Origin of the sequence: Mesorhizobium sp. M0778, assembly GCF_040320105.1 — a bacterium.
In the GTDB taxonomy this organism is placed as follows: Bacteria; Pseudomonadota; Alphaproteobacteria; order Rhizobiales; family Rhizobiaceae; genus Mesorhizobium.
On record NZ_JAMYPA010000011.1, the window covers coordinates 20,208 to 42,210 of the forward strand.

Genomic DNA, 22,003 nt, shown 5'->3' on the forward strand with positions numbered 1-22,003 from the left:
CACCTTGTCGTGGTGCGGAAACAAACATTCGGCCAAGTGTTGCGATGCAACCAATTGCATTTGGACCGGTTTTAGGGACATTGCCGTGGCGGTGACGCCGCACTGCGTCCCCAACACGGAACCTTAGATGAATATCCAGACCAATCTCGCACAGATCGAAAAGACGAGCGCCAGCTTCCCGGCTGTCACCGACGAGCCGATACGCTCCCATTTCCTGACGGAAGATCGGCTGCGCGCGTTGGGCGCAGCCCTTGCCAATGGCGATGCCAAGGATTTGTTCGGGCTGACGCCTTTCGATTTTCAGGCGCGCATCCGCGACAGCGCCAGGAAGATTCTCGATGTCTACCGTTCCACCAACGCTGCCCAGGCGAGAGGCGAAACGATCACTCCCGCGGCACAGTGGCTGCTCGACAACAACTACCTGGTCGAGGAGACCATTTTCCAGGTCAAGCGCGACCTGCCGCGCCGCTTCTATCGCCAATTGCCGACGCTGAAACTGTCCGACGGATCCAGCGTGCCGCGCGCGCTGGCGGTCGCATGGACCTATGTCGCGCATTCCGACAGTTCCGTCTCGTCGGCCATGTTCAAGGCGATCGTCGAAGGCTTCCAGTCCGTCGAGCCGCTGAAGATCGGCGAGCTATGGGCGCTGCCGTCGCTGCTGCGCTTTGTCCTGATCGAGAATCTTCGCCGGATCGCGGTGCGCGTCAATCGCACGCGGGAGTTGCGCCAGATCGCCAACGAGGTCGCCGACCGTGTGCTGGCGACGGACGACAGCGCCGACCGGCAGACGATACTTTCCGGCTACAGCGCCCATGCGCAGGACACCACCTTCGCAACCCAGTTGCTCTACCGGCTGCGCGACGGCTCGCAAAATGCCGGCAGGGCGCTGGAATGGCTGGAGGGCGAGCTGGAAAGGACGGGCTCCGACGCCGAGGAAATCATCCTCAGCGAGCACCGCACGCTGTCCAGCGGCAATGTGACCACCGGCAACATCATCCGCGGCCTGCGCCTCATCAATGACATCGACTGGACGGTGTGGTTCGAGGGCGTCAGCCGCATCGACACTTTGCTGCGCGAGCGCACCGATTTCGCGGCGCTCGATTTCTTTTCGCGCGACCAATACCGGACTGCGATCGAGGAGCTGGCACGCCGTTCCGATCTTTCCGAATTTCGCGTTGCCGAACGGGCGATTGAACTCGCCGGCCATGCTGCCGATGCGCCGGGCTCCGAAACCGGTCCGATCGCTCACACCGACGTCGGCTTCTTTCTGGTCGGTCCGCGCCGGATGGAACTGGAGCGGTCGATCGGCTACCGGCCTACCATCGGCAAGACGATCAACCGGACGTTCCGCAAGACCGGATGGCTGGGCATCGTCGTGCCGGTGTTTGCGCTGACGGTCCTGCTTCTGGTCGTCTCCGGCAATGCGCTCGCCAATCTCGGCCTGTCAGTGCCGTCGATCGTCCTGATGCTGGCCCTGTTCGCGGTGCCGGCCAGCGAAGGCGCGCTCGCATTCTTCAACACCGTCGTCTCGCTGTTTTTGAAGCCGACGCGTCTCATCGGCTATGATTTCAGGCATGGTGTACCGCCCGAGGCACGGACGCTGGTGGTGGTGCCGTCGCTGATCGGCTCGCGCGACGACGTTGAGGAGAACATCCGCAACATCGAAGTGCATCACCTCGCCAACACGGCGGGCGAGATCCATTTCGCGCTGCTTTCCGACTGGCCGGACTCGAAGACCGAGATCGATACGGCGGATGTCGAAATCCTCGAATTCGCCCGCGCCGAAATCGCCCGACTGAACGCCCGCTATCCCTCGGATGGCGCGCCGCGCTTTTATCTGCTGCATCGGCGCCGGCTCTACAACGCCTCGCAAGGCGTCTGGATGGGCTGGGAGCGCAAGCGCGGCAAGCTGCACGAATTGAACCTCTTGCTGCGCGGCGACAGCGACACCACCTTCCTGCCGTTGGAAGTGCCCTTGCCGGAGAGCGTCGTCCACGTCATGACGCTGGACGCCGACACCCGCACAACCCGCGACGCCGTCGCTGCGCTGGCCGGCAAGCTTTGCCACCCGCTCAACCGTCCGCATTTCGACGCGGCCCGGCGCGAGGTCACGGCCGGCTATTCCATCCTGCAGCCGCGCATCACCGCGTCGCTGACCAGCGGCGACGAGGCGTCGTTCTTCCAGCGTGTCTTTTCCGCCAATCGCGGGCTCGATCCGTACGTCTTTGCCGTGTCGGACCTCTACCAGGACATCTTCGGCGACGGTTCCTTCACCGGCAAGGGTCTCTACCATGTCGATGCCTTCGAGGCGGCGCTGAAGGGCCGTATCGAGGAAAACACCATCCTCAGCCACGACCTGCTCGAAGGCGCGCTGGCGCGATCGGCCTTGGTCACTGACGTCGAACTGGTCGAGGACTATCCGACCCGCTATTCGGTCGACGCATCGCGCCACCATCGCTGGGCACGCGGCGACTGGCAGCTTCTGGGCTTCATCCTCGGCCCGCGCTCAAACGTGCCGGCGCTGTCGCGTTGGAAGATGGTGGACAATCTGCGCCGCTCGGTGACGCCGATCTTCTGGGTGATGGCCGCGATCGCCGGCTGGACGCTGCTGCCATTCACGCAGGCGGCGCAATGGCAGGCGCTGCTGATCCTCACGCTGTTCATGGCGCCCACTTTCGACATCGTCAACGCCATCCTGCCGAAGAGCGGCGACCAGACGCCGCGCGGCCATTTCTCGGCATTGGCGCGCGACGTTGCCTTCGGTACCGCCTTGGTGGCGCTGAAGATCGTGCTGATGGCGCATCTTGCCTGGATGATGGGCGACGCGATCATCCGCACGCTCTACCGCCTGTTCGTCAGCCGCCAGAACCTGCTCGAATGGCGCACCGCCTCGCAGGCACACAAGGGCGGCGACAACGATCTCGGCTCCTATTACAGCATCATGTACGGCGCGGTGATCATCGGCGTCGTCGGCCTCGCTGTGCCGGTGCTGGCCGATTCCACCGGCGCCTTCGTCGCCTTCTTCTTTGCCTTGTTCTGGATCGGCTCGCCCGCCATCGCCTGCTGGATCAGCCGTTCGGCCGAAACCGAGGATCGCCTGCGCATATCGGCCGCCGATATCCACGCGCTGCGCACCGTGGCGCGGCGAACGTGGCACTATTTCGAGACCTTCGTGACGGCCGAGCATCACCATCTGCCGCCGGACAATTTCCAGGAAAGCCCGGCCCCCGTGGTGGCGCCCCGCACCTCGCCGACCAATATCGGCGTCTACCTGCTGTCCGTGATTTCGGCACGCGATTTCGGCTGGATCAGCCTCTCCGACGCCGTCAACCGCATCGACGCGACCATGTCGACCATCGAGAGCATGCCGCGCGATCGCGGCCATCTCTTCAACTGGTACGACACCACGACGTTGAAGCCGCTCTATCCGCTGTACATTTCTGCCGTCGACAGCGGCAATCTCGCCGGCCATCTGGTGGCCGTGGCCGCTGCCTGCGCCGAATGGGCGGAAGCGCCGTCGGTGCATGTGCAGGGCGACTTCGAAGGCATCCTCGACACCGTCACCATCCTCGACGAAAGCCTTGAGGAGTTGCCCGACGACCGCCGTCAATTGCGGCCCTTGCGCCAGCGGCTCGCCGACCGTCTCGACGGCATGCGGCGGGCGGTGGAATTGATCAAGGCGCAGCCGGAGATGGCGTCGATCCGCACTATCAACCTGGCCGTCCTGGCCGGCGAGATACGCAAGCTCGCGACAGCCATCCACACCGAGGCCGCATCGACCCAGAGCGACACCATCGCCGATTGGGCGGCCAGGCTCGAAGCCACCTGCGAGGCGCATGTCCACGACGCGCACAGCGACGAAAACGCCGTCGCGGCATTGCGGGCTAAGCTTCTGACCTTGCGCGAGCGCACGCGCCGTTTCGCCTTCGAGATGGATTTCTCGTTCCTGATGCGGCCCGAACGCAAGCTCTTGTCGATCGGTTACCGGGTCGAAGAGCATCAGCTCGACGAAAGCTGCTACGACCTTTTGGCCTCCGAAGCGCGGCTGACCAGCCTGTTCGCCATCGCCAAGGGCGATTTGCCGACCGAGCACTGGTTCCGGCTCGGCCGGCCGATCGTCGAGATCGGCTTCCAGGGCGCGCTGATGTCCTGGTCCGGCTCGATGTTCGAGTATCTGATGCCGCCGCTGGTGATGAAGGAGCCGCAAGGCAGCATTCTCAACCAGACCAGCAAGCTCATCATCAAGCGCCAGATCCAGTATGGCCGGTCGAAGAACGTTCCCTGGGGGATTTCGGAAGCGGCCTACAACGCCCGCGACCGCGAACTGACCTATCAGTACACCAATTTCGGCGTGCCCGGGCTCGGGCTGAAGCGCGGCCTTGGCCAAAACACGGTGATCGCGCCCTACGCGACCGTGCTGGCAGCGCAGTTCACGCCGCATGAATCCGTGCAGAACTTGGCCAGGCTGAGGCGGCTGGGCGCACTGGGCCGGCATGGCTTTTACGACGCGGTGGATTTCACGCCGCAACGCGTCCCCGAGGGTACCGACCACGCCGTCGTGCTGAACTACATGGCCCACCACTCGGGCATGTCGATCGCCGCCGTTGCCGATGCGATCTTCGAAGGGCGCCTGCGCGACCGCTTCCACAGCGATCCGGTGATCGAGTCGGCCGAATTGCTCTTGCAGGAAAGGGCGCCGCGCGACATCCCGACGGCGACCGTCAGGACCGAGGCCGACGAGCGCTCCAAGGACGAGACCGAGCTCGAGAGCCCGGATACACGCATCGTGCTCGATCCGCTCAGGGCGCTGCGCTCGACCAGTGTCATGTCCAACGGCCGCTACTCGGTCATGGCTACCGCCACTGGCTCGGGCTACAGCCGCTGGGGCGAACTTGCCGTCACGCGCTGGCAGCCGGATCCGACCGAGGACCGCCTTGGTTCCTACATTTTCCTGCGCGACGCCAGCAATGGCGACTGGTGGTCGGCCACCGCCGAGCCGAAGCGCGCCACCGACGAGCGTGTGCAGACGCTGTTTTCCGACGACAAGGCGAGCTTCGTCAAATCGATTGGGTCGCTGCGTTCGGAGGTCGAGTGCATCGTCATCTCGGAAGGCAATGGCGAGGGCCGGCGGGTAACGCTCTACAATGACGGCGCCGCCGACCGGCACATCGAAGTGACTTCGTATGCCGAACTGGTGCTGGGCTCCGAGCCCTCGGACAATGCGCATCCGGCCTTTTCGAAGATGTTCGTGGAAACCGAGATTGCACCGAACAACGGCGCGATTTTCGCCACCAGGCGCAAGCGCGAAAAGGACGAACCCGATGTCACCATGGTGCATTTCGTCACCGATCCGTCTGGATCGGCGCGTGATGCCGAGGCGGAAACCGACAGGCGCTCCTTCATTGGCCGCGGCCGCACCATCACGGACGCGGCTGCCTTTGATCCCGGCGCCAAGCTTGGCGGCCATTCCGGCTTCACCCTGGATCCGATCGCCTCGCTTCGCCGGCAGGTGCGCGTGCCGGCCAACAAGAAGATTTCGCTGACGTTCTGGACCGTCGTCGGCGCCGATCGCGCCGAATTGGATGCCGCTATCGCACGGCTCGACCATCCCGAAAGCTTCTCCCGCCAGGCGATGCTCGCCTGGACGCGCTCGCAGGTGCAAACCCGTCACCTCGGCCTCAGCCTGTCCGACGCCGCCAATGTGCAGAAGCTGGCGCGCTACCTGATATATCCCGATCCGTTCCTGCGCCTTCCCGGCGAATCCATCGCCTCCGGGCTCGGCAGGCAGTCCAGCCTGTGGCCGACCAGCATATCTGGCGATTTTCCGATTTTCCTGGTCAGGATCGCCGATGTCGCCGATCTGGAGATCGTCGCCCAGGCGCTTCGCTTCCAGGAATACATGCGCGCCCGCGGCATGATGATCGATTTTGTTGTCGTCAACGAGCAGGCTTCGTCATACGTGCAGGACTTGCAGCGCGCGGTCGAGACGCTGTGCGAAAACAGCCGGTTGCGCGGCAAGGAGCTTGGACCCCGCCAGCACATCTTCGCGGTGCGCCGCGATCTGATGGAGGAAACGACCTACAGGACTTTGCTCGCCGTCGCCCGGGTGGTGCTGCATACGCGTAACGGCACCATCTTCGACCAGATCGAGCGCGCCGAGGCCGCGGCACTGCAGGCGCGAGACGCCGCCCTCCAGCCGGCAGACCTTGCAGCGCTTCGCGAGCCGTCCTTGCCGGTGCCGACGGCGCAAGCGTTTGCCGCCCAGGCACTGGTCGAGGCCCGCGTCGACGGCAGCGGGCTCGATCAATGGAACGGTTTCGGCGGCTTCGACGGCGGCGGACGCCACTACGTCGTGCGTCTTGCCGGCCGGCGCACGACGCCGCAACCGTGGATCAACGTCATCTCCAACCCATCGTTCGGGTTCCACATATCGGCTGAAGGCGCTGCCTTCACCTGGAGCCGCAACAGCCGCGACTATCAGTTGACGCCGTGGTCGAACGATCCGGTCACCAACCGGCCGGGCGAGGGCATCTATATCTACGATCATGCCAGTGGCAAAGCGTTCTCGCCGCTGGCTGCCGTGGTGCGTGACCCGACAATGACTTACGAAACCTGGCACGGGCAGGGTTTTTCGACGTTCCGTTCAAAACGCGGGCCGCTGTCGATGGACCTGACCCATGTCGTCGATCCCGTCGATCCGGTGAAGATATCGCGGCTGCGCATCCAGAATTCGGGTTCGGCGCCGATGCGGCTACGCGTCTACGCCTATGCTGAATGGGTTCTTGGCGGCCATCGTTCGCGCACCGCGGCAAGCATCGTTCCGTCCCGGGATGCCGCGACCGGCGCTCTGCTGGCGCAAAATCCCTATGGGCTCGATTTTGGCGAACGGATCGCCTTTCTGGCCGCCGACGGTGCGGTGCATTCCGTCACCGCCGACCGCGGCGAATTCATCGGCAGGCTGGGCACCAGCGAGCTTCCGCATGCCGTGCTGAGCGGCGCCGGCCTGTCGGGCCGTGTCGAGGCCGGCGACGATCCCTGCGCGGCCATCGCACGCGACATCGACATCGCTGCCGGTGGCGACGTCACGCTGCTCTGGCTGCTCGGCGACGCGGCCTCGCCCGAGGAGGCCAGCGCGCTGGTGCAGACCCATCGCTCCAGGGATTTCGATCAGCGGCTGGCCGACAATGAGCGCACGTGGCGCGGCTTTCTCGACACCATCCAGGTCGAGACGCCGGACAAGGCACTCGACGCCATGGTCAATCACTGGCTGCCCTATCAGAGCCTGGCCTGCCGCATCCGTGCCCGCTCTGCGTTCTATCAGGCAAGCGGTGCCTTCGGCTTCCGCGATCAACTGCAGGACACCTTGGCCTTGCTGGCGCATGACCCCAAGCTGGCGCGTGATCAGATCCTCAATGCGGCGCGGCGGCAATTTCCCGAAGGCGACGTGCAGCATTGGTGGCTGCCGCGCACAGAGGCAGGCGTTCGCACCATGATCTCGGACGACGTGGTCTGGCTGGCCCACGCCACGGCGCGCTACCTGCTGGTGACGGGCGATACCGCGATCCTGAAGGAGCAATTGCCCTTCATCGAGGGGCAGGCGCTGGGCGAAGGCGAGCACGATGCTTTCTTCATCCCGGAAATCTCGAAGAAGACAGCCTCGCTCTATGACCATTGCGCGCGGGCGCTCGATCTTGCCGTCAAGCGCAGCAGCCCAGCCGGGCTGCCGCTGATCCTCGGCGGCGACTGGAACGACGGCATGAACCGCGTCGGCGAGCACGGCAAGGGCGAGAGCGTGTGGCTGGGCTGGTTCCTGCTGAAGACGCTGGGCGACTTTGCCGCTGTCGCCAAGGCGCAGAGCGATGCCAAGCGCGCGCAGGCCTGGACAAAGCACGCCGAGATGCTGAAGCGGGCGCTGGAAAGCACCGCCTGGGATGGCGAGTGGTATCGGCGCGGCAGCTTCGACGACGGCACGCCGCTCGGCTCGCGCAAATCGGACGAGTGCAAGATCGACTCGATCGCCCAGTCCTGGAGCGTGCTTTCGGGCGAGGGCGACCCGGCGCGGTCGACGACGGCAATGGGGCAGGCGCTGAAAACGCTCGTCGACGACGAGCTCAAGATCGTCAAGCTGTTCACCCCGCCGTTCTCGAGGACGGAAAAGGACCCGGGCTACATCAAGAGCTATCCGCCGGGGGTCCGTGAAAACGGCGGCCAATACACGCACGCGGCGACATGGTTCGTCATTGCGCTCGCCGAGATGGGTCGCACCGACGATGCCTACCGTTGCCTTTCGATGCTCAATCCGGTCAACCATGCACTCGATGAAGCCGCGGCAGAGCGCTACCGGGTGGAACCCTACGTCGTCGCGGCCGACGTTTATTCCGGGCAGGACAAGGGCGGCCGCGGCGGCTGGACCTGGTATACCGGTTCGGCGGGCTGGCTTTATCGCGCGGCGGTCGAGAGCATTCTCGGCATCGAGCGTCGCGGACAGCGCATTCAATTCACGCCGAGACTTCCCAGCCATTGGGACGGTTATTCGGCGACCCTGAAGATGCTGGGCGCCGAGATCAAGGTACGCGTCGTCCGCGACAAAAAGGCTCGGGCCATCTCACTTGAAGTGAATGGCACGAAGACCAAATCTTCGTCCTTCGAGCCAAAAGCCGGAGACAACGCCGAGGTGATCGTCAGAATACCGGCCTAGATTCAAGGGCTTGGAGCGTCCCTTGCGCTTCCCCAGGGAACGCACGGGCACTCCAAGTGCCTCTACCGGTTATATTTGCGTTTGACCTTGCTGAATGCCTGCACACGACTTTAGACGTCGTGCCCGGGGTCTTGCTGATTAAAATTGTGGCAGTGCTTTCCAGCTGCCATGATTTTGCCGCAACGCTGACATTTCACCTTTTATCTCAAACTGTTAGACGATCACGGCAAATTTCGAAGCGTCGTCATCTTTTGTTCGCGGAATGGGAACGGAAGAGGTAGACGAGCATTGTTTTGCGACGCGTCAACCGATACGAGTCAAAAAATGACGCACTGCACCATAAATAATTGGCGGAGTAGCTGAAGTGTCACTTCTGCAAATCTACTGGCGAGCCCTTGGTTATCTCGCTGCCGACAGGAAACGCGTTGCGTTTATCTGCGGGGCGAATGTCGCGCTTGCCATTATCGCCATTCTCGAGCCGATCATGTTCGGCCGGGTGATCGATGCCATTTCGGACCGCGGCTCGGTATTCTCGACGCTGGCGATGTGGGCCGGCCTCGGCGCGTTCAACATCATCGCCTTCGTGCTGGTGGCGCGCGGCGCCGACCGCTTTGCCCACCAGCGGCGCAGCGAGGTTCTTTGCCAGTCGTTCGAGCGCGTTATCACCATGCCGCTAGCCTGGCATCATCAGCGCGGCACCTCCAATTCCCTGCACACGCTCCTGCGCGCGGTCGAGACCCTGTTCAGCCTCTGGCTCGAATTCATGCGGCAGCATCTGTCGACCGCGGTCGCGCTGGTTCTGCTGGTGCCCACGGCGCTCAGCATGGATATCCGCATGTCGATGGTGCTGCTGGCGCTTGGCGCGCTCTATGTTGGCATCGGACGGCTGGTGATGCGGCGCACCAAGGAAGGCCAGGCGGCCGTCGAGCGGCATTACCACAAGGTGTTTGCGCATGTGACCGACTCGGTCAGCAACGTCGCTGTCCTGCAGAGCTACAACCGCATCGGCCACGAGACCGAGGCGCTCAAGCGCTACGTCAAGAACCTGCTCGACGCGCAGAACCCGGTGCTCGACTGGTGGGCGATGGCCAACGCGCTGCACCGGCTGTCGTCGACGATTTCGATGATGGTGGTGCTCTTGATTGGCGCCTATCTGGTGACGCACGGCCAGTTGCGCATCGGCGACGTCATCGCCTTTACCGGCTTTGCCACGCTGCTGATTGCCCGGCTCGACCAGATGTCGGCTTTCGCCAACCAGATTTCCGAGGCACGCGCCAAGCTCGAGGAATTCTATCATCTCGAGGACTCCGCTTCCGATGCCGCCGAGCCCGACGGGCTGCGCGACCTCGTCAACGTCACGGGTCATGTGCGTTTCGAGAATGTCTGCTTCGAGTTCGGCAATTCCGGGCAGGGCGTCGACGACGCGTCGTTCGAGGTCCAGGCCGGCCAGACCGTCGCCATCGTCGGCCCGACGGGCGCCGGCAAGACGACGCTCATCAACCTTCTGCAGCGCGTCTTCACGCCGTCCGGCGGCCGTATCCTGATCGATGGCATCGACACCCGCACGGTGACCCGCAAGTCGCTGCGCCATTCGATCGCCACCGTGTTCCAGGATGCCGGCCTGCTCAACCGCTCGATCGAGGACAACATCCGCGTCGGCCGTGCGGAGGCGACCTATGACGAGGTCCATGCCGCTGCCAACGCCGCCGCCGCGCAGGATTTCATCCTGTCGAAGAGCGAAGGCTACGACACGGTCGTCGGCGAACGCGGCGGACAGCTGTCCGGTGGCGAGCGCCAGCGCATCGCGATTGCCCGCGCCGTGCTGAAGGACGCGCCCATCCTGGTTCTCGACGAGGCGACCAGCGCGCTCGACGTCGAGACGGAAGACCGCGTCAAGGACGCCATCGACGAATTGCGGCGCGGCCGCACCACCTTCATCATCGCCCACCGCCTGACCACCGTTCGCGATGCCGATCTGGTCGTGTTCATGGACAAGGGCCGGGTGGTCGAGATGGGCGGGTTCACCGAACTGTCGCTGCGCAACGGCCGCTTCGCCAGCCTGCTGCGTGCCGGCGGCCTGCTCAACGACGAGGAGGTTCGCCGCCTCAGCCATCCGGTGAACGAAGCCGCCTGAGTGGCACGCCTTGCCTTCTCCCCTTGTGGGAGAAGGTGGCCTCGCGAAGCGAGGTCGGATGAGGGGTGCTCCAGCTTGGCGCAAATCTTCATCCAAAATCCGGACTTCGGCGCACGGCAGATAGGATCATTGGCGCCTCACTCCGTTCAGCACCCCTCATCCGGCTCGGCGCTACGCCCACCTTCTCCCACAGGGGAGATGGGGAGACCGCGTCGCCGCCACGGCTGCAAGCTCTCATCGCGGACGTAGGCGAATTGTGTCGCAGACGGCGTCCAGATCCCGCATCTCCAGCTTGGCGCAAATCTGCATCCAAAAATGGAGATGTAGGCGCACTGCAGATCAGGATGTGAATCCGTAAATCGGGATTGACCGGAAGGGCCTCGGTCTGCGTTCAGGGCGCAAGCTCGCAAAAGCGGACAATGTAACAAGGCAGCCCCTACGCGCGGCCTCGCGGAGTTGGCCATCGCGCAGCCTCGCCGAATTGGCCATCGCGCTATCACGACCTCTGATCGGGAGCGGCGCCCAGCAATGAAATAGGTCAAGACCGATGTCGATTTCGGGGAGGCTCATTCGTCTCACGATAGGAAGCCGAAGAAATTCGCCCAGGCAAGGAAACGGATGCGATGACAATCACTATCACAGCATTTGAACGATCGCCCGATGGCGGCAAGGGACTGGCGCGCGATACGCGCGTTCGCTGGGCGCTCGAAGAAGTGGGTCAGCCTTATGAGGTTCGTCTTGTTTCCTTCGCAGGGATGAAGGCGCCTGACCATCTGGCGATCCATCCCTTCGGCCAGATCCCCACCTATGAGGAAGGTTCTCTCTCGCTGTTCGAGACCGGCTCGATCGTCTTTCATCTTGCCGAGCAGCATGCGGGCCTGCTCCCGAAGGATCGCGATGCCCGCGCACGCGCGATCACGTGGATGTTTGCCGCACTTAACACCGTCGAGCCGCCGATCCTGGAATTAACGACGGCAAGAATATTCGAAAGTGACAAGCCTTGGAGCGAGGAGCGCTTGCCGTTGGTAAAGGACCGTGTTCGCGCTCGGCTGGACAAACTCTCGGCTCACTTAGGCGTCGCCGACTGGCTCGATGATGCGTTCAGCGCGGGCGACCTATTGATGGTATCAGTGCTGCTGCGACTAAGAATGTCAGGCATTTTGGACGAATATCAAAACTTGGCTGCCTATGTAGCGCGCGGGGAAGCACGGCCCGCCTATATCCGGGCTTTCGCCTCGCAATTTGCGATCAACGCCCCATCAACCAACTGCCGACAGCAGGTTTGAAGTCTGCCGCCGAGCGTTTGACCAATGCTCGACGCTTCCAGCTTGACCGCTTTTGGCGTCAACTTCGGCGCGATCAAACGCCCCGATCGGGTTGCTTACCGACTGGCGGCTTTCATATTGCGATGAGTTCTGATTCAGGCTCGACATGAGCCGTCATCCGGCTCGGAGCCACGCGCCGATCCACCTTCTCCCACAAAGGGGAGAAGGAGAGACCGCCGGCGCCGTGGTTGCCGCAACTCCGCCGGCGGTCTATGTAAAGCCGCATGAGCGACACGACTTCACGCCTCTCCGGCTGGATGGACCTTGCCAACCCGACGCGGTTCGGCGGGCTGGTCGACAAGGTCGTGCCGTGGTTGGCGAGCGTGGCCGCCATCATCCTCGCTGTCGGTCTCTATATGAGCTTCACGGCGCCTGAGGATTTCCAGCAAGGCATCACCGTGCGCATCATGTATATCCACGTGCCTTTCGCCTGGCTTGCCATGATGTGCTACACGCTGATGGCGATCTCGGCGTTGGGCACGCTGGTCTGGCGCCATCCGCTGGCCGACGTGGCGCTGAAATCGGCGGCGCCCATCGGTGCCGTCTTCACCGCCCTTGCGCTGATCACCGGTTCAATCTGGGGCAAGCCGATGTGGGGCACCTGGTGGGTGTGGGACGCGCGGCTGACCTCGGTCTTCATCCTGTTCCTGATGTATCTCGGCATCATCGCGCTGACCCGCGCGCTCGACGATGCCGGGCGCGCCGCCTGGGCCGCGGCCATCATAACGCTGGTAGGCTTCATCAACATCCCGATCATCAAATTCTCGGTCGACTGGTGGAACACGCTGCATCAGCCGGCTTCGGTGTTCCGGCTCGGCGGCCCGACCATCGATCCAAGCCTGTTGTGGCCGTTGCTGGTGATGGCGCTCGGCTTCACAGTGCTGTTCTTCGCGCTGCACCTAACGGCGATGCGCACCGAGATCTGGCGCCGCCGCGTCATTTCGATGCGCCGGGTCGCGGCAAGGCAAGCTGAACGGCAACCCGGCTGATCTTATCCGTCGAGTTTCTTCCCACCCCCCTCTGTCCTGCCGGACATCTCCCCCGCAAGGGGGGAGATCGGATGTTGCTTCTGCTTTCGCCAATTACCAACGTATCAAAGTGGGTGCGGGCGGCGGAGCTGCCAATCTCCCCCCTTGCGGGGGAGATGTCCGGCAGGACAGAGGGGGGTGCTGTCCCTCCGGCGTCCGGAAAATTCTATACATTAAAGCCTCCGCACGCGCTCCGGCCTGGTTCATCCCATCCGTCCTCGCGCCTTGACCGGCAAAGTCTCGATCACCTTGTCGCCTTCGATCAGATGCACCTCGTCGAACAGATTGGTGACGACGCAGCAATGGTCGGGCACGACGCGCACGCGCTCGCCGATGCGAAGCTCGGCGCCGCCTGACAGCGTGACGTTGCCGTGCTCTTCGCTGAGGCTGGTCACCCTTGCGCCTGAAATGCCCAGCAGCTCACCGAAATCGGCGAGCCCCAGTGTGTCGCTGGACAGGGCCTTGCTGCCGGCGTCGAGGATGGCGCGTGTCGGGGTCGGGTGGCTGACCACCGTCGACAGCACCGTCAGTGCGCAATCGTCGAGGCTGCCGACGCCTTTGGCGACCTGGTAGCGGTCGAGATAGATGTAGGTGCCGGGCCGGTATTCGGTAACGACGCTGTGCTCGCCGGAACGCCACATATCGGGTGTGCCGCCGCTGGAGATGCGCTCGCAAGCAAGGCCGGCTGCGGCAAGTGCTTGCCGCGCTTCGGCGAGCCACGCCTCGGTCTCGGCGGCGCGGCCGGCCCCCGGGTAGGTCATCAAGCCGCCGAAGACGAGCCCCCGAACCTTGTCGATCTCGCTCGCCAGCGCGACTGCCTCGCCGGCCGACTGCACACCGCAGCGGCCCATGCCGGTGTCGCATTCGACCAGCACCGGCAGGCCGTGGCCGGGATCGGCAAAGGTGGCGGCAAGCCCCATCAGCGTGTCCATGCTGTCCGTTGTCACCGACAGGGTTACGCGGCCGTGCAGCGCCTTGAGGCGCTCCAGCTTGGCCCGCCCGACGATATTGTAGGGCAGAAAGATGTCGGTCAGTCCGGCATCGGCCATGACCTCGGCCTCGCCGATCTTCTGGCAGGTGATGCCGACGGCGCCCGCCGCGATCTGCTTCTTTGCCCAGTAGGGCAGCTTGTGGGTCTTGACGTGCGGCCTGAGCTTCAGCCCATGCCGGTCGGCATGGGCCTGCGCCCGCGCGATATTGGCTTCGGCGCGGTCGGCATCGATCAGGGTCGCCGGCGTATCGAGGTCGTCTATGCTGCGCATGGTCTCACCATCGGAAAATTGGTTGACCTTATGGCCCTGATCGGACCGCATGTCATGGGGCCAGCGACAGCAGTTTGCATCGACACCGGATGGACGTTCGGCTATTGCGGTTTGAGCAATTCCAGGAAAAGTGTGAAACGGTTTTCCGTCCGGAATTGCGTCCAAAAAAGATCGAGCGGTTCGGCGTTTCCGTGAAACGATGAACCGTTTGCGCTCGCAAAGCGACGGGAAGGAACCACGATCATGAAACGCTCCGCCATCAACGACATCATCCGCGACGCCGACGCCTTCATCCGCTCGTTCGGCTACATCATGCCGCCCTTCGCCTACTGGTCGCCGGAAGAGATGAAGGCGCGCCGGCAGGATTCGTCGGCAATCTTCTCGTCGCGGCTTGGCTGGGACATCACCGACTACGGCCAGGAGAAATTCGACGAGCTCGGCCTGTTCCTGTTCACCGTTCGCAACGGCCGCTACGAGGACATGAAGAAGGGCATGGGCATGCTTTATGCCGAAAAAATCATGATCTCGCGCAAGGATCAGCTGTCGCCGATGCACCGCCACAACATCAAGGCCGAGGACATCATCAACCGTGGCGGCGGCAAACTGGTGCTGGAGCTGTTCATGCATGATCGCGATGGCGGCATCGATCCGAAGGCCGAAGTATCGGTGCCTGTCGACGGAACCATCCACAGACTACCTGCGGGTGGGCTCCTGAAGCTCGACCCAGGCCAGAGCGTCACCTTGCTGCCGGGCGTCTGGCACGCCTTCTGGGCCGAGGGCAAGGACGTGCTGATCGGCGAGGTTTCGACCGTCAACGACGATCTCACCGACAACGTCTTCCGCGAACCAATCGGCCGCTTCGCGGACATCGACGAGGACACAGCACCGCTGCACCTGCTGGTGTCCGATTATGAGAAGTGGGTGGGGTAAGAAGCGACGGGCGGTCTGGCCGGTTGGCAAAGTTTGCGCTATCTTTGGTCAGTGGACCCTCCGCCTAATCAACGTGGGAACGTCGCCTGGTCGAAAAAACATTGAGGACTCGCCTGTTACGGCGAGTGCAGTTCTCAATTCGTCGGACAAAACTATATGATTTAACTGCTGCTCATCTCTAGCCAGATGAATAGTGCCTAAGCAGTGCTCAAAGTGTACGTAAAAATTACAAGAAATTATATGTAAGACGTTACCTCCTTCCACCGCGCTGGCAACATCAGATCGTTCTGGATCTATGCAGCGAACCCGGCTGAGTGGCAGAACCCAAGAAAACTTGTTAGTCGTTCCGTCGCGGGCCACTAAGGTTATTGGATAAAATTGAACAAACTCTTGGGGCACGAATTTCAAAATTATTTCCTGCCACGTATCATCAACAGCCGGAGGGTTGCCAGTTGGTGGGCAGTGAAGGCTTTCAAAATTGATTAAATTGGATCTGGCACGAAGCACCGGCCGACCACGAGATTCCTCGATTGGTACGGAGGTCATCGCATCAACGGGGGTTACTGGAGAACCGTAGTCAAAAGTCGCCGGCTGAAACGACGTATCCAATCGATCGTACCAAACCCAAGCCATCGTAGTTCTCCAATAGAAGGGCTGCGAAAGCGAACCTACCGCTGATGCTTATCGGCCCTGCGGTTGCCCAGCAGCAGCTTGCGCTCGAGATGCGCCCGCAATTCCCCGTAATAGGCCGTCAGGAACGCGCGCGCGTCATGGGCTTGGGGTGCCGCGCCGATCTTGCGTCCGATCGTCTCGGCAACCGTCCGCAGGGCGAAATAGTCGTCGCGGCGCAGCACCTCCTCCAGCTTGTGGAGTTCGGCAATTCCGTAGGCGTCGAGCTGGGCGTGGCTGAACCGGAACGCGCCAGCGCCGGCATCCTGCCGGGCCGACAGATCTTCCAGCAAGGCGCGCTTCGGTGCCTCGACCACCCAGGTCCCCGCCAACAGGTCGCCGATCCGCATGCGGTCGCGATTGAACAGCGGGAACAAGGCAAACAGCAGCGTCCACACCAGTCCGAACACCGTCGTCAACGTGTCGGCGAGGTCGGTCCCGCTGCGTCCAACGATGATCGACAGCGGCAGGAACACCTCGATCTCGCGCATCAGGTTGCGGGCGATGACCTGGTCGATCGACAGGCCGTCTCCGCTGCGCGACGCGACCCGGATGCCGACGATCCGCTTGCCGGGCGTAGCCGCGCGCCGGCCCGCTTCGAAGACGATGAAGTAGGCGTTGCGCAGAAAGAAGATCAGGATGATCCAGACGACGAAGAGCGGCTGAAATCCCTCGCTGCCAAGGCCTCCCACCCCGAATAGCGCGACGATCGTGATCACGATTGCAGCCACGGCGATGAACACGATGTCGAGCAGGAAGGCGGAGGCCCGCGTGCCGGCGTCGGCCAACTTTATCCGGAGATCGACGCCTTCGGGCGTGATCAGCGGCCGTATAGCCGCAAAGGCGGCGCGTCTACCGATGGCCATGCCGCACCATCCGGAACAGGTAGAAGTAACCGATCCACAGCGCCAGCATGCCACCGCCAATGGCGTAGCGCGTGACGTCGCTGGTGATGGTCTGCCTGCCAATGCCCTCGAGCAGCCCGGCAAACAGCAGCATGACCGAGACCCCGACCATAGCATTCGCGGCGATGCGTCCGGCACGAGCCGCTGCCGCCATGCGTGTCAATTCGCCGGGAAAGGCGATGCTGGTGCCGATGCGCATGCCGGCCGCGCCGGCCAAAGCGATTGCGAACAATTCGGTGGTGCCGTGGATGGCCAGCCAGCCGCCGAGCTCCATGCCAAGTCCCTTGGACCAATAGACTTGGAACAACGCACCGATCATGCAGCCGTTGAACAGCATCAGCAGCACCGTCGGCACGGCGAAGGCAAAGCCAAGGGCGAAGGCCAGGATTGCGACCTGGACGTTGTGCGTGAACAGATAGGCGGCAAAGCCTGAGAGAAAGCCATTGTCGCCATCATAAAGCATGCTGCGCAGCAGTTCGGCCGAGGCATCTGGACCGCGGCCCCCTGCCAGGCTGGACGGGATGATCGCGTCGAACCAGCTCTTGTCGGATGCCACCAGCCAGGCGCCTGCACCAATGCCGATCACCATCAGCGCGACCGAAACCAATGTCTCGCGCCACAGGTCGCGAATGGCTTCGGGCCAGTCGTGCAGGAAGAAATCGGCGAGGCGCTGCCGCAGCCCGCGACGTGCGCCGTAGAGATAGAAATAACCGCGCAGCGACAGCGCTTCGAGATAGGCGACCAGCGCGTTGTCGAGCGAGGTCGCCCGCGCCACCGAAAGGGAAGACAGCGCCGATCGATAGAGTAGGGGCAGCGACAGCAGCTCCTCTTCGGAAAGCGTGCGCGGCGCACGCTTCTCGACACGCGCCAGCAGTGCCTCGAATGCTTTCCAGTCGGCCTCGCGCTCGCGGCGAAAGCTGGCCAACGACTGGCGTACCGCGTCGCCACGTACCGCACTGCCGGGTACTGGCGCCGTCACAACAGATCCTCCTGCTTGAACTGCAGATAACGCTCGACCAGCGCGGGACCCAGCCGGTTGTGGTTGGCTTCGATGACATGCGCCCCGAGCAGCCGCAGCCGGCCGATGACGACCTGCCTTTCGCGCAAGAGCCCTCCGGCAACGACCGCGCGGGCAACGTCCTCGCCGGAGCGTGGCGGCATGTCGGCCAGGCCCTCCAGTTCGGTATCCTTCATCAGCATGAACAGCACCAGATGCCGTTCGGTGAGCCGGCCCACGGTGCGCAGCATCAATTCGGCACTGATCGGATCGACGAAATCGGTGAAGATGATGACCAGCGAACGGCGGTCGAGCCGCGCCGCCAGCGTCGTCAGCGCCAAGGTGAAGTTTGTCTCCTCGCTGGAATAGTCGATCTCGGCGGCCCGTTTCTGGATCATCGCAAAGCTGGCGGGGCCGCGTACCGCGCCGCTCGAAACGCGCGGCCTTGCATCGAAGCCGAACAGGCTGACCATGTCGCCGCCCTTCAGCGCGATGAATGCCGAGAGCAGGGCGGCCGTCACCGCCCGATCCACCTTCGGCACACCGTCGACCGGCTCGCACATCAGGCGTCCGCTATCGATGGCCAGCACGATATTGTTGTTCTCCTCGATGCGGAACTCGCGCGCCAAAAGCTTGCCGTGGCGGGCGCTGCGCTTCCAGTCGATCATGCGCCGGCCCATGCCCGGCTGGTAATCCTTGAGCGCGTCGAACTCGCGGCCTTGGCCGGCGCGGCGCTGCGCATGGCCTTCAGCGAGGGTCGCACGCTGCAGCAGCGTGAGCGCCTCGCCGCGGGCGCTGCTGACGTCGGGCAGCACCGCAACCTTGCTTTCCACCGGCAGCACGACCTGGTTCCAGACCAGCCCGAACGGCCCGCGCCAGCGCACCCAAAGACGGTCGAAGCTGGCGATCCCACGCCGCAGCGCCTGGAAGCGAAGGTCGAGCGACCCGCCTCCGGGGGTTGGCAGCAATGTCCCACCGCTGTCGCTCACCGGCGCCAGACGCGCATCGTGGCCGACGCGAGCCTCCGCGGCGCGCGGCCCCGAGTGACGGGCGGCGATTTGCACGCTGAACTCGCCGCCGACACCGACCTGCTGCGGCGCATCGATGCTGGCATTCAGCGATGCCCGCCCGCGTCCGGCCGCGGCATCCACCGCCAGGAAGGCAAGCAGCAGGCAACTCCACAGCAATCCCAGATACCAGAATGACGGCAGCGCCAGCGCGACGAGGAAGGCCGGCACCGCGCCGGCCGCTGCTGCCCACACTGCTCGGCCGCTGGGATAGATCAACGTGGTGCTTCCGTCTGGTCGACCAGGTCGGAGACGATCTGCTCGACCAGGCGGCCATCGATCTGGGCGGCAGGCGAAAGGATGACGCGATGGCGCAGCGCCGGCACTGCCAGCGCCTTGACGTCGTCGGGGATCACATAGGCGCGTCCGTCCAGCGCCGCCCGGGCACGAGCCGCCCGCGCCAGCATGGCGCCCGCGCGCGGGCTGGCCCCCACTTCCAGATCGGCATTTTCGCGCGTAGCCCGAACCAGCGCCGCTATATAGCCGACGACATCGTCGACGAGGGTGACGGAGCCGACGGTTGCAAGTGCCTCCTGCAGCGTCTCGCGGTCCGTCTGCGCCTCGATGCCATATTGCGCGATGTCGTGCGAGGCGGAGCCGCCGCCGTGATGGACGATGATGGCCCGTTCTTCCTCGGGGCCGGGATAGCTGACGCGGTGCTTGAACAGAAAGCGGTCGAGCTGTGCCTCGGGCAGCGGATAGACACCCTGGTGCTCGATCGGATTCTGGGTCGCGACGACCATGAAGTTGCGGCCGAGCGAATGCGTGCTGCCGTCGAACGTGACCGCATGTTCCTGCATCGCCTCGAGCAGTGCGGCTTGCGTCTTGGGTGGCGTGCGGTTGATTTCGTCGGCAAGCAGGAGATCGCAGAAGATCGGGCCGCGCGTCAGCGTGAACTGCCCGGTCTGGAAGTTGTAGATGTTCGACCCGACGATGTCGCCGGGCATCAGGTCCGGTGTGAACTGGATCCGCCCGTAGGCGACCCCAAGCGCTTGGGCGAAGCAGCGCGCGGTCATTGTCTTGGCCGTGCCGGGAGGGCCTTCGAGCAGGATATGCCCGCCTGCAAACAAGGCGGTCAGCATCAGGTCGACCGTATCGTGCTGCCCGGTAATCGCCTTGGCCACTTCTTCCCTGATCCGTGTCGCCAGGGCCTTCACATCATCGACGTTCACCGAGCCTCCTTGCTGTCCAGTCGTGCAGCCGCTCAGCTGCCTGTTGCATCTGCGCCAAGTTCTTGGCCTCGCCGGCGGCTTGCGAGCGCATCGTGAAGCCGCCAGCTTGCTCCTTATCGCGAGAGTCGAGCCAGTGGTCGAGCGCTGTGCCTTGCAACCCTTGCGGTGCCCCGAGCAGCGCGCCGGCGCGCACCCGCATCAAGGCCGCATAGCGGCTTCCCAGCTCGTCCAGCCGGCCGGCACGCCGCATGAGCATCGCCGTCGTATCGACCAGCGCACGCTTGCCGAAAGCAATTGCACGCTGGTCGGCACGCGGCGGGCCGAATCGGCCGAGGCCATGCAGGAACGCCAGCGCCGCAGCGACCAGGATCGTCAGTGTCAGCGCCAGGAAGGGCGGCTCGACCAGAAGCTTGGCCAGATCATACTTCCGCCCCGCGCCGTGCAGCGTCAGATCGAACATCACCGGCCCGTCGTCCGGCTGGAGCAAGGCGATCAGCCCGAGCGCCGCTGCCGCCTTGTCGGGATCCTTGAGGGCGGCGTTGTTGATCAGGTCGGGGTCGGTCAGGATATAGAACGGCTTGTTCTCCACTTGCGTCAGGACGGCCTGGCCTTTGCCGGCTGCAATGACCGGGTGTTCGTCCGCTACCCACTGCAATTCTTCGGGGGCGTTGACGAGCCTGCCGTCGATGTCGAGTTGCTTTGGCGTACTTTGGCCGGCACCAATCTTTGCATCGGCGATCCGGCCAAGCCACTCGTTCACCACCGAACCAGGCAATCGCCCGAATTTCATGTTCCAGCCTTCATGCTCCTGCAGCGGCAGGATCTGCCATTTGGGCAGCACGAAGAGCGTGTTCTGGTCCTGACGAAGGTCGAGGATGTGGTCGAGAGCCTCCGGATCGCTGTCGAGCGAAATGGTGACGATCAGCAGCATGTCGGTGCCGAGATCGTCCTCGGTCCGCGCCATGAAGGGCGGTTCGCCGGTCAGCTTCAGCCATTCCGCCAGGCCGGCGTAGCCGACGCCGCTTTTCGACAACGGCGTGGCGCCGCCATTGCCGGGTTGCCGGAAATCGGGAGCATAGGTGGACAGCAGGAAGAAACCGGCAGCCGCAAGCAGGCTGGCGAAAATCCCCCAAAACAGTGTCTTTCGATTGAACGGCTCCTGCGCCTCGACCGCCGGTGCGCTCACGTCCAGGCATCCCGGAAGGCGAAACGTTCATAGGCGCCGCGTGCTTGCCGCCAGCCTTCCGCGCCGACCGGCCGGCGCGCGAACAGCGCCGTCTCGACAATGCGGGCGATCTCGGTAAACGCATGGCGTGCCCTTCCCGGCAGGGAAGGAGCATTGGCGATGTCGCGCGCGGTGAGCGACGGGCGCAGGAAGTCCGGCAGCCGGCTGGCAATATCGGCGACGCTGCGCCGAAGCAGCAAGTGAACCGCCTCGTCATAGTCGCCGCGTGCGGCCAGCGCATCCGCTTCCGACAGCAGGATCTGCGCGGCGCCCGCGTCGGGACGCCAGGTCTCTTCGGCCTCGGCCTCGGGCCGCGCGCGCTGCCACGGCAGGTGCCAGGCGATGCCTTTCACCTCGAGGAAGACCAAAAGCAGGATGATTGCGGCGCCCGATATCACCGCCCCCCAGAACAGATAGATCATGTAGGGACCGAGCGATGACAAAAGATCGAGCAGCGGCTTCAGCCAGTCGGGCGGCTGGGGCGGCACATAGGCCGGCAGGTCGAACTGGATCGACTCATCGGCGATCAGCTGCTTGTGCAGATTGGTCAGCCATTCGGCTTCCGCTGTGCCTGGCTGTGCCACCGTCACC

At 63.7% G+C, this 22,003-nt stretch carries 12 protein-coding genes; 5 read left to right on the plus strand and 7 right to left on the minus strand.

Translation table 11 applies throughout. From position 1 onward, the window contains the following. The first annotated feature begins 127 nt into the window (after window positions 1–127). From NKI22_RS17095 to NKI22_RS17110, 4 genes are all read left to right on the plus strand, one after another. Complete coding sequence (locus NKI22_RS17095) at window positions 128–8,698, plus strand: glycoside hydrolase family 94 protein (RefSeq protein WP_352640026.1); 8,571 nt, start codon at window positions 128–130, stop codon at window positions 8,696–8,698. A gap of 364 nt (window positions 8,699–9,062) precedes the next feature. Next, window positions 9,063–10,832, plus strand: coding sequence for a glucan ABC transporter ATP-binding protein/ permease (locus NKI22_RS17100; protein WP_023717211.1), 1,770 nt, complete (start codon window positions 9,063–9,065; stop codon window positions 10,830–10,832). Between the two features lie 623 nt (window positions 10,833–11,455). Then, the gene (locus tag NKI22_RS17105; RefSeq protein WP_352640027.1) at window positions 11,456–12,118 is read left to right on the plus strand and encodes a glutathione S-transferase family protein; all 663 of its coding nucleotides are present in this window, start codon (window positions 11,456–11,458) and stop codon (window positions 12,116–12,118) included. 263 nt (window positions 12,119–12,381) lie between these two features. Continuing rightward, window positions 12,382–13,146 carry a heme ABC transporter permease gene (locus tag NKI22_RS17110; RefSeq protein ID WP_352640028.1) on the plus strand — a complete coding sequence of 255 codons (765 nt, stop codon included), beginning with the start codon at window positions 12,382–12,384 and terminating at the stop codon, window positions 13,144–13,146. A gap of 242 nt (window positions 13,147–13,388) precedes the next feature. Here the strand turns inward: NKI22_RS17110 and NKI22_RS17115 are convergent, their stop codons facing one another. Then, a complete protein-coding gene (locus NKI22_RS17115) occupies window positions 13,389–14,447 on the minus strand; it encodes a D-TA family PLP-dependent enzyme (RefSeq protein WP_352939658.1) in 1,059 nt (352 codons plus the stop codon). Between the two features lie 243 nt (window positions 14,448–14,690). Between NKI22_RS17115 and NKI22_RS17120 the strand changes: the two genes are divergently transcribed. Further along, entirely contained in the window at window positions 14,691–15,377 is a 687-nt protein-coding gene (locus NKI22_RS17120) for a D-lyxose/D-mannose family sugar isomerase (RefSeq protein ID WP_023674428.1), read from the plus strand. A 668-nt stretch (window positions 15,378–16,045) separates the two neighbouring features. Here the strand turns inward: NKI22_RS17120 and NKI22_RS17125 are convergent. The 6 genes from NKI22_RS17125 to NKI22_RS17150 form a co-directional block, all read right to left on the minus strand. Then, entirely contained in the window at window positions 16,046–16,834 is a 789-nt protein-coding gene (locus tag NKI22_RS17125; RefSeq protein WP_352495276.1) for an RDD family protein, read from the minus strand. A 64-nt stretch (window positions 16,835–16,898) separates the two neighbouring features. After that, window positions 16,899–17,930, minus strand: a complete 1,032-nt coding sequence (locus NKI22_RS17130) for a stage II sporulation protein M (protein WP_352495277.1) — start codon at window positions 17,928–17,930, stop codon at window positions 16,899–16,901. Further along, a complete protein-coding gene (locus NKI22_RS17135; protein ID WP_023717219.1) occupies window positions 17,927–19,234 on the minus strand; it encodes a DUF58 domain-containing protein in 1,308 nt (435 codons plus the stop codon). Before NKI22_RS17135 ends, NKI22_RS17130 begins: the two co-directional genes overlap by 4 nt. Beyond that, on the minus strand, window positions 19,231–20,187 hold the full coding sequence (locus NKI22_RS17140) for an AAA family ATPase (RefSeq protein WP_352938652.1): 957 nt from the start codon (window positions 20,185–20,187) through the stop codon (window positions 19,231–19,233). The genes NKI22_RS17135 and NKI22_RS17140 overlap by 4 nt, the downstream gene beginning before the upstream one ends. Next, on the minus strand, window positions 20,174–21,373 hold the full coding sequence (locus NKI22_RS17145; RefSeq protein ID WP_352640033.1) for a DUF4350 domain-containing protein: 1,200 nt from the start codon (window positions 21,371–21,373) through the stop codon (window positions 20,174–20,176). The genes NKI22_RS17140 and NKI22_RS17145 overlap by 14 nt, the downstream gene beginning before the upstream one ends. Further along, window positions 21,370–21,996 (minus strand): DUF4129 domain-containing protein, encoded by a 627-nt coding sequence (locus NKI22_RS17150; protein WP_352495281.1) that lies wholly within the window; start codon window positions 21,994–21,996, stop codon window positions 21,370–21,372. The genes NKI22_RS17145 and NKI22_RS17150 overlap by 4 nt, the downstream gene beginning before the upstream one ends. Window positions 21,997–22,003 lie beyond the last annotated feature (7 nt).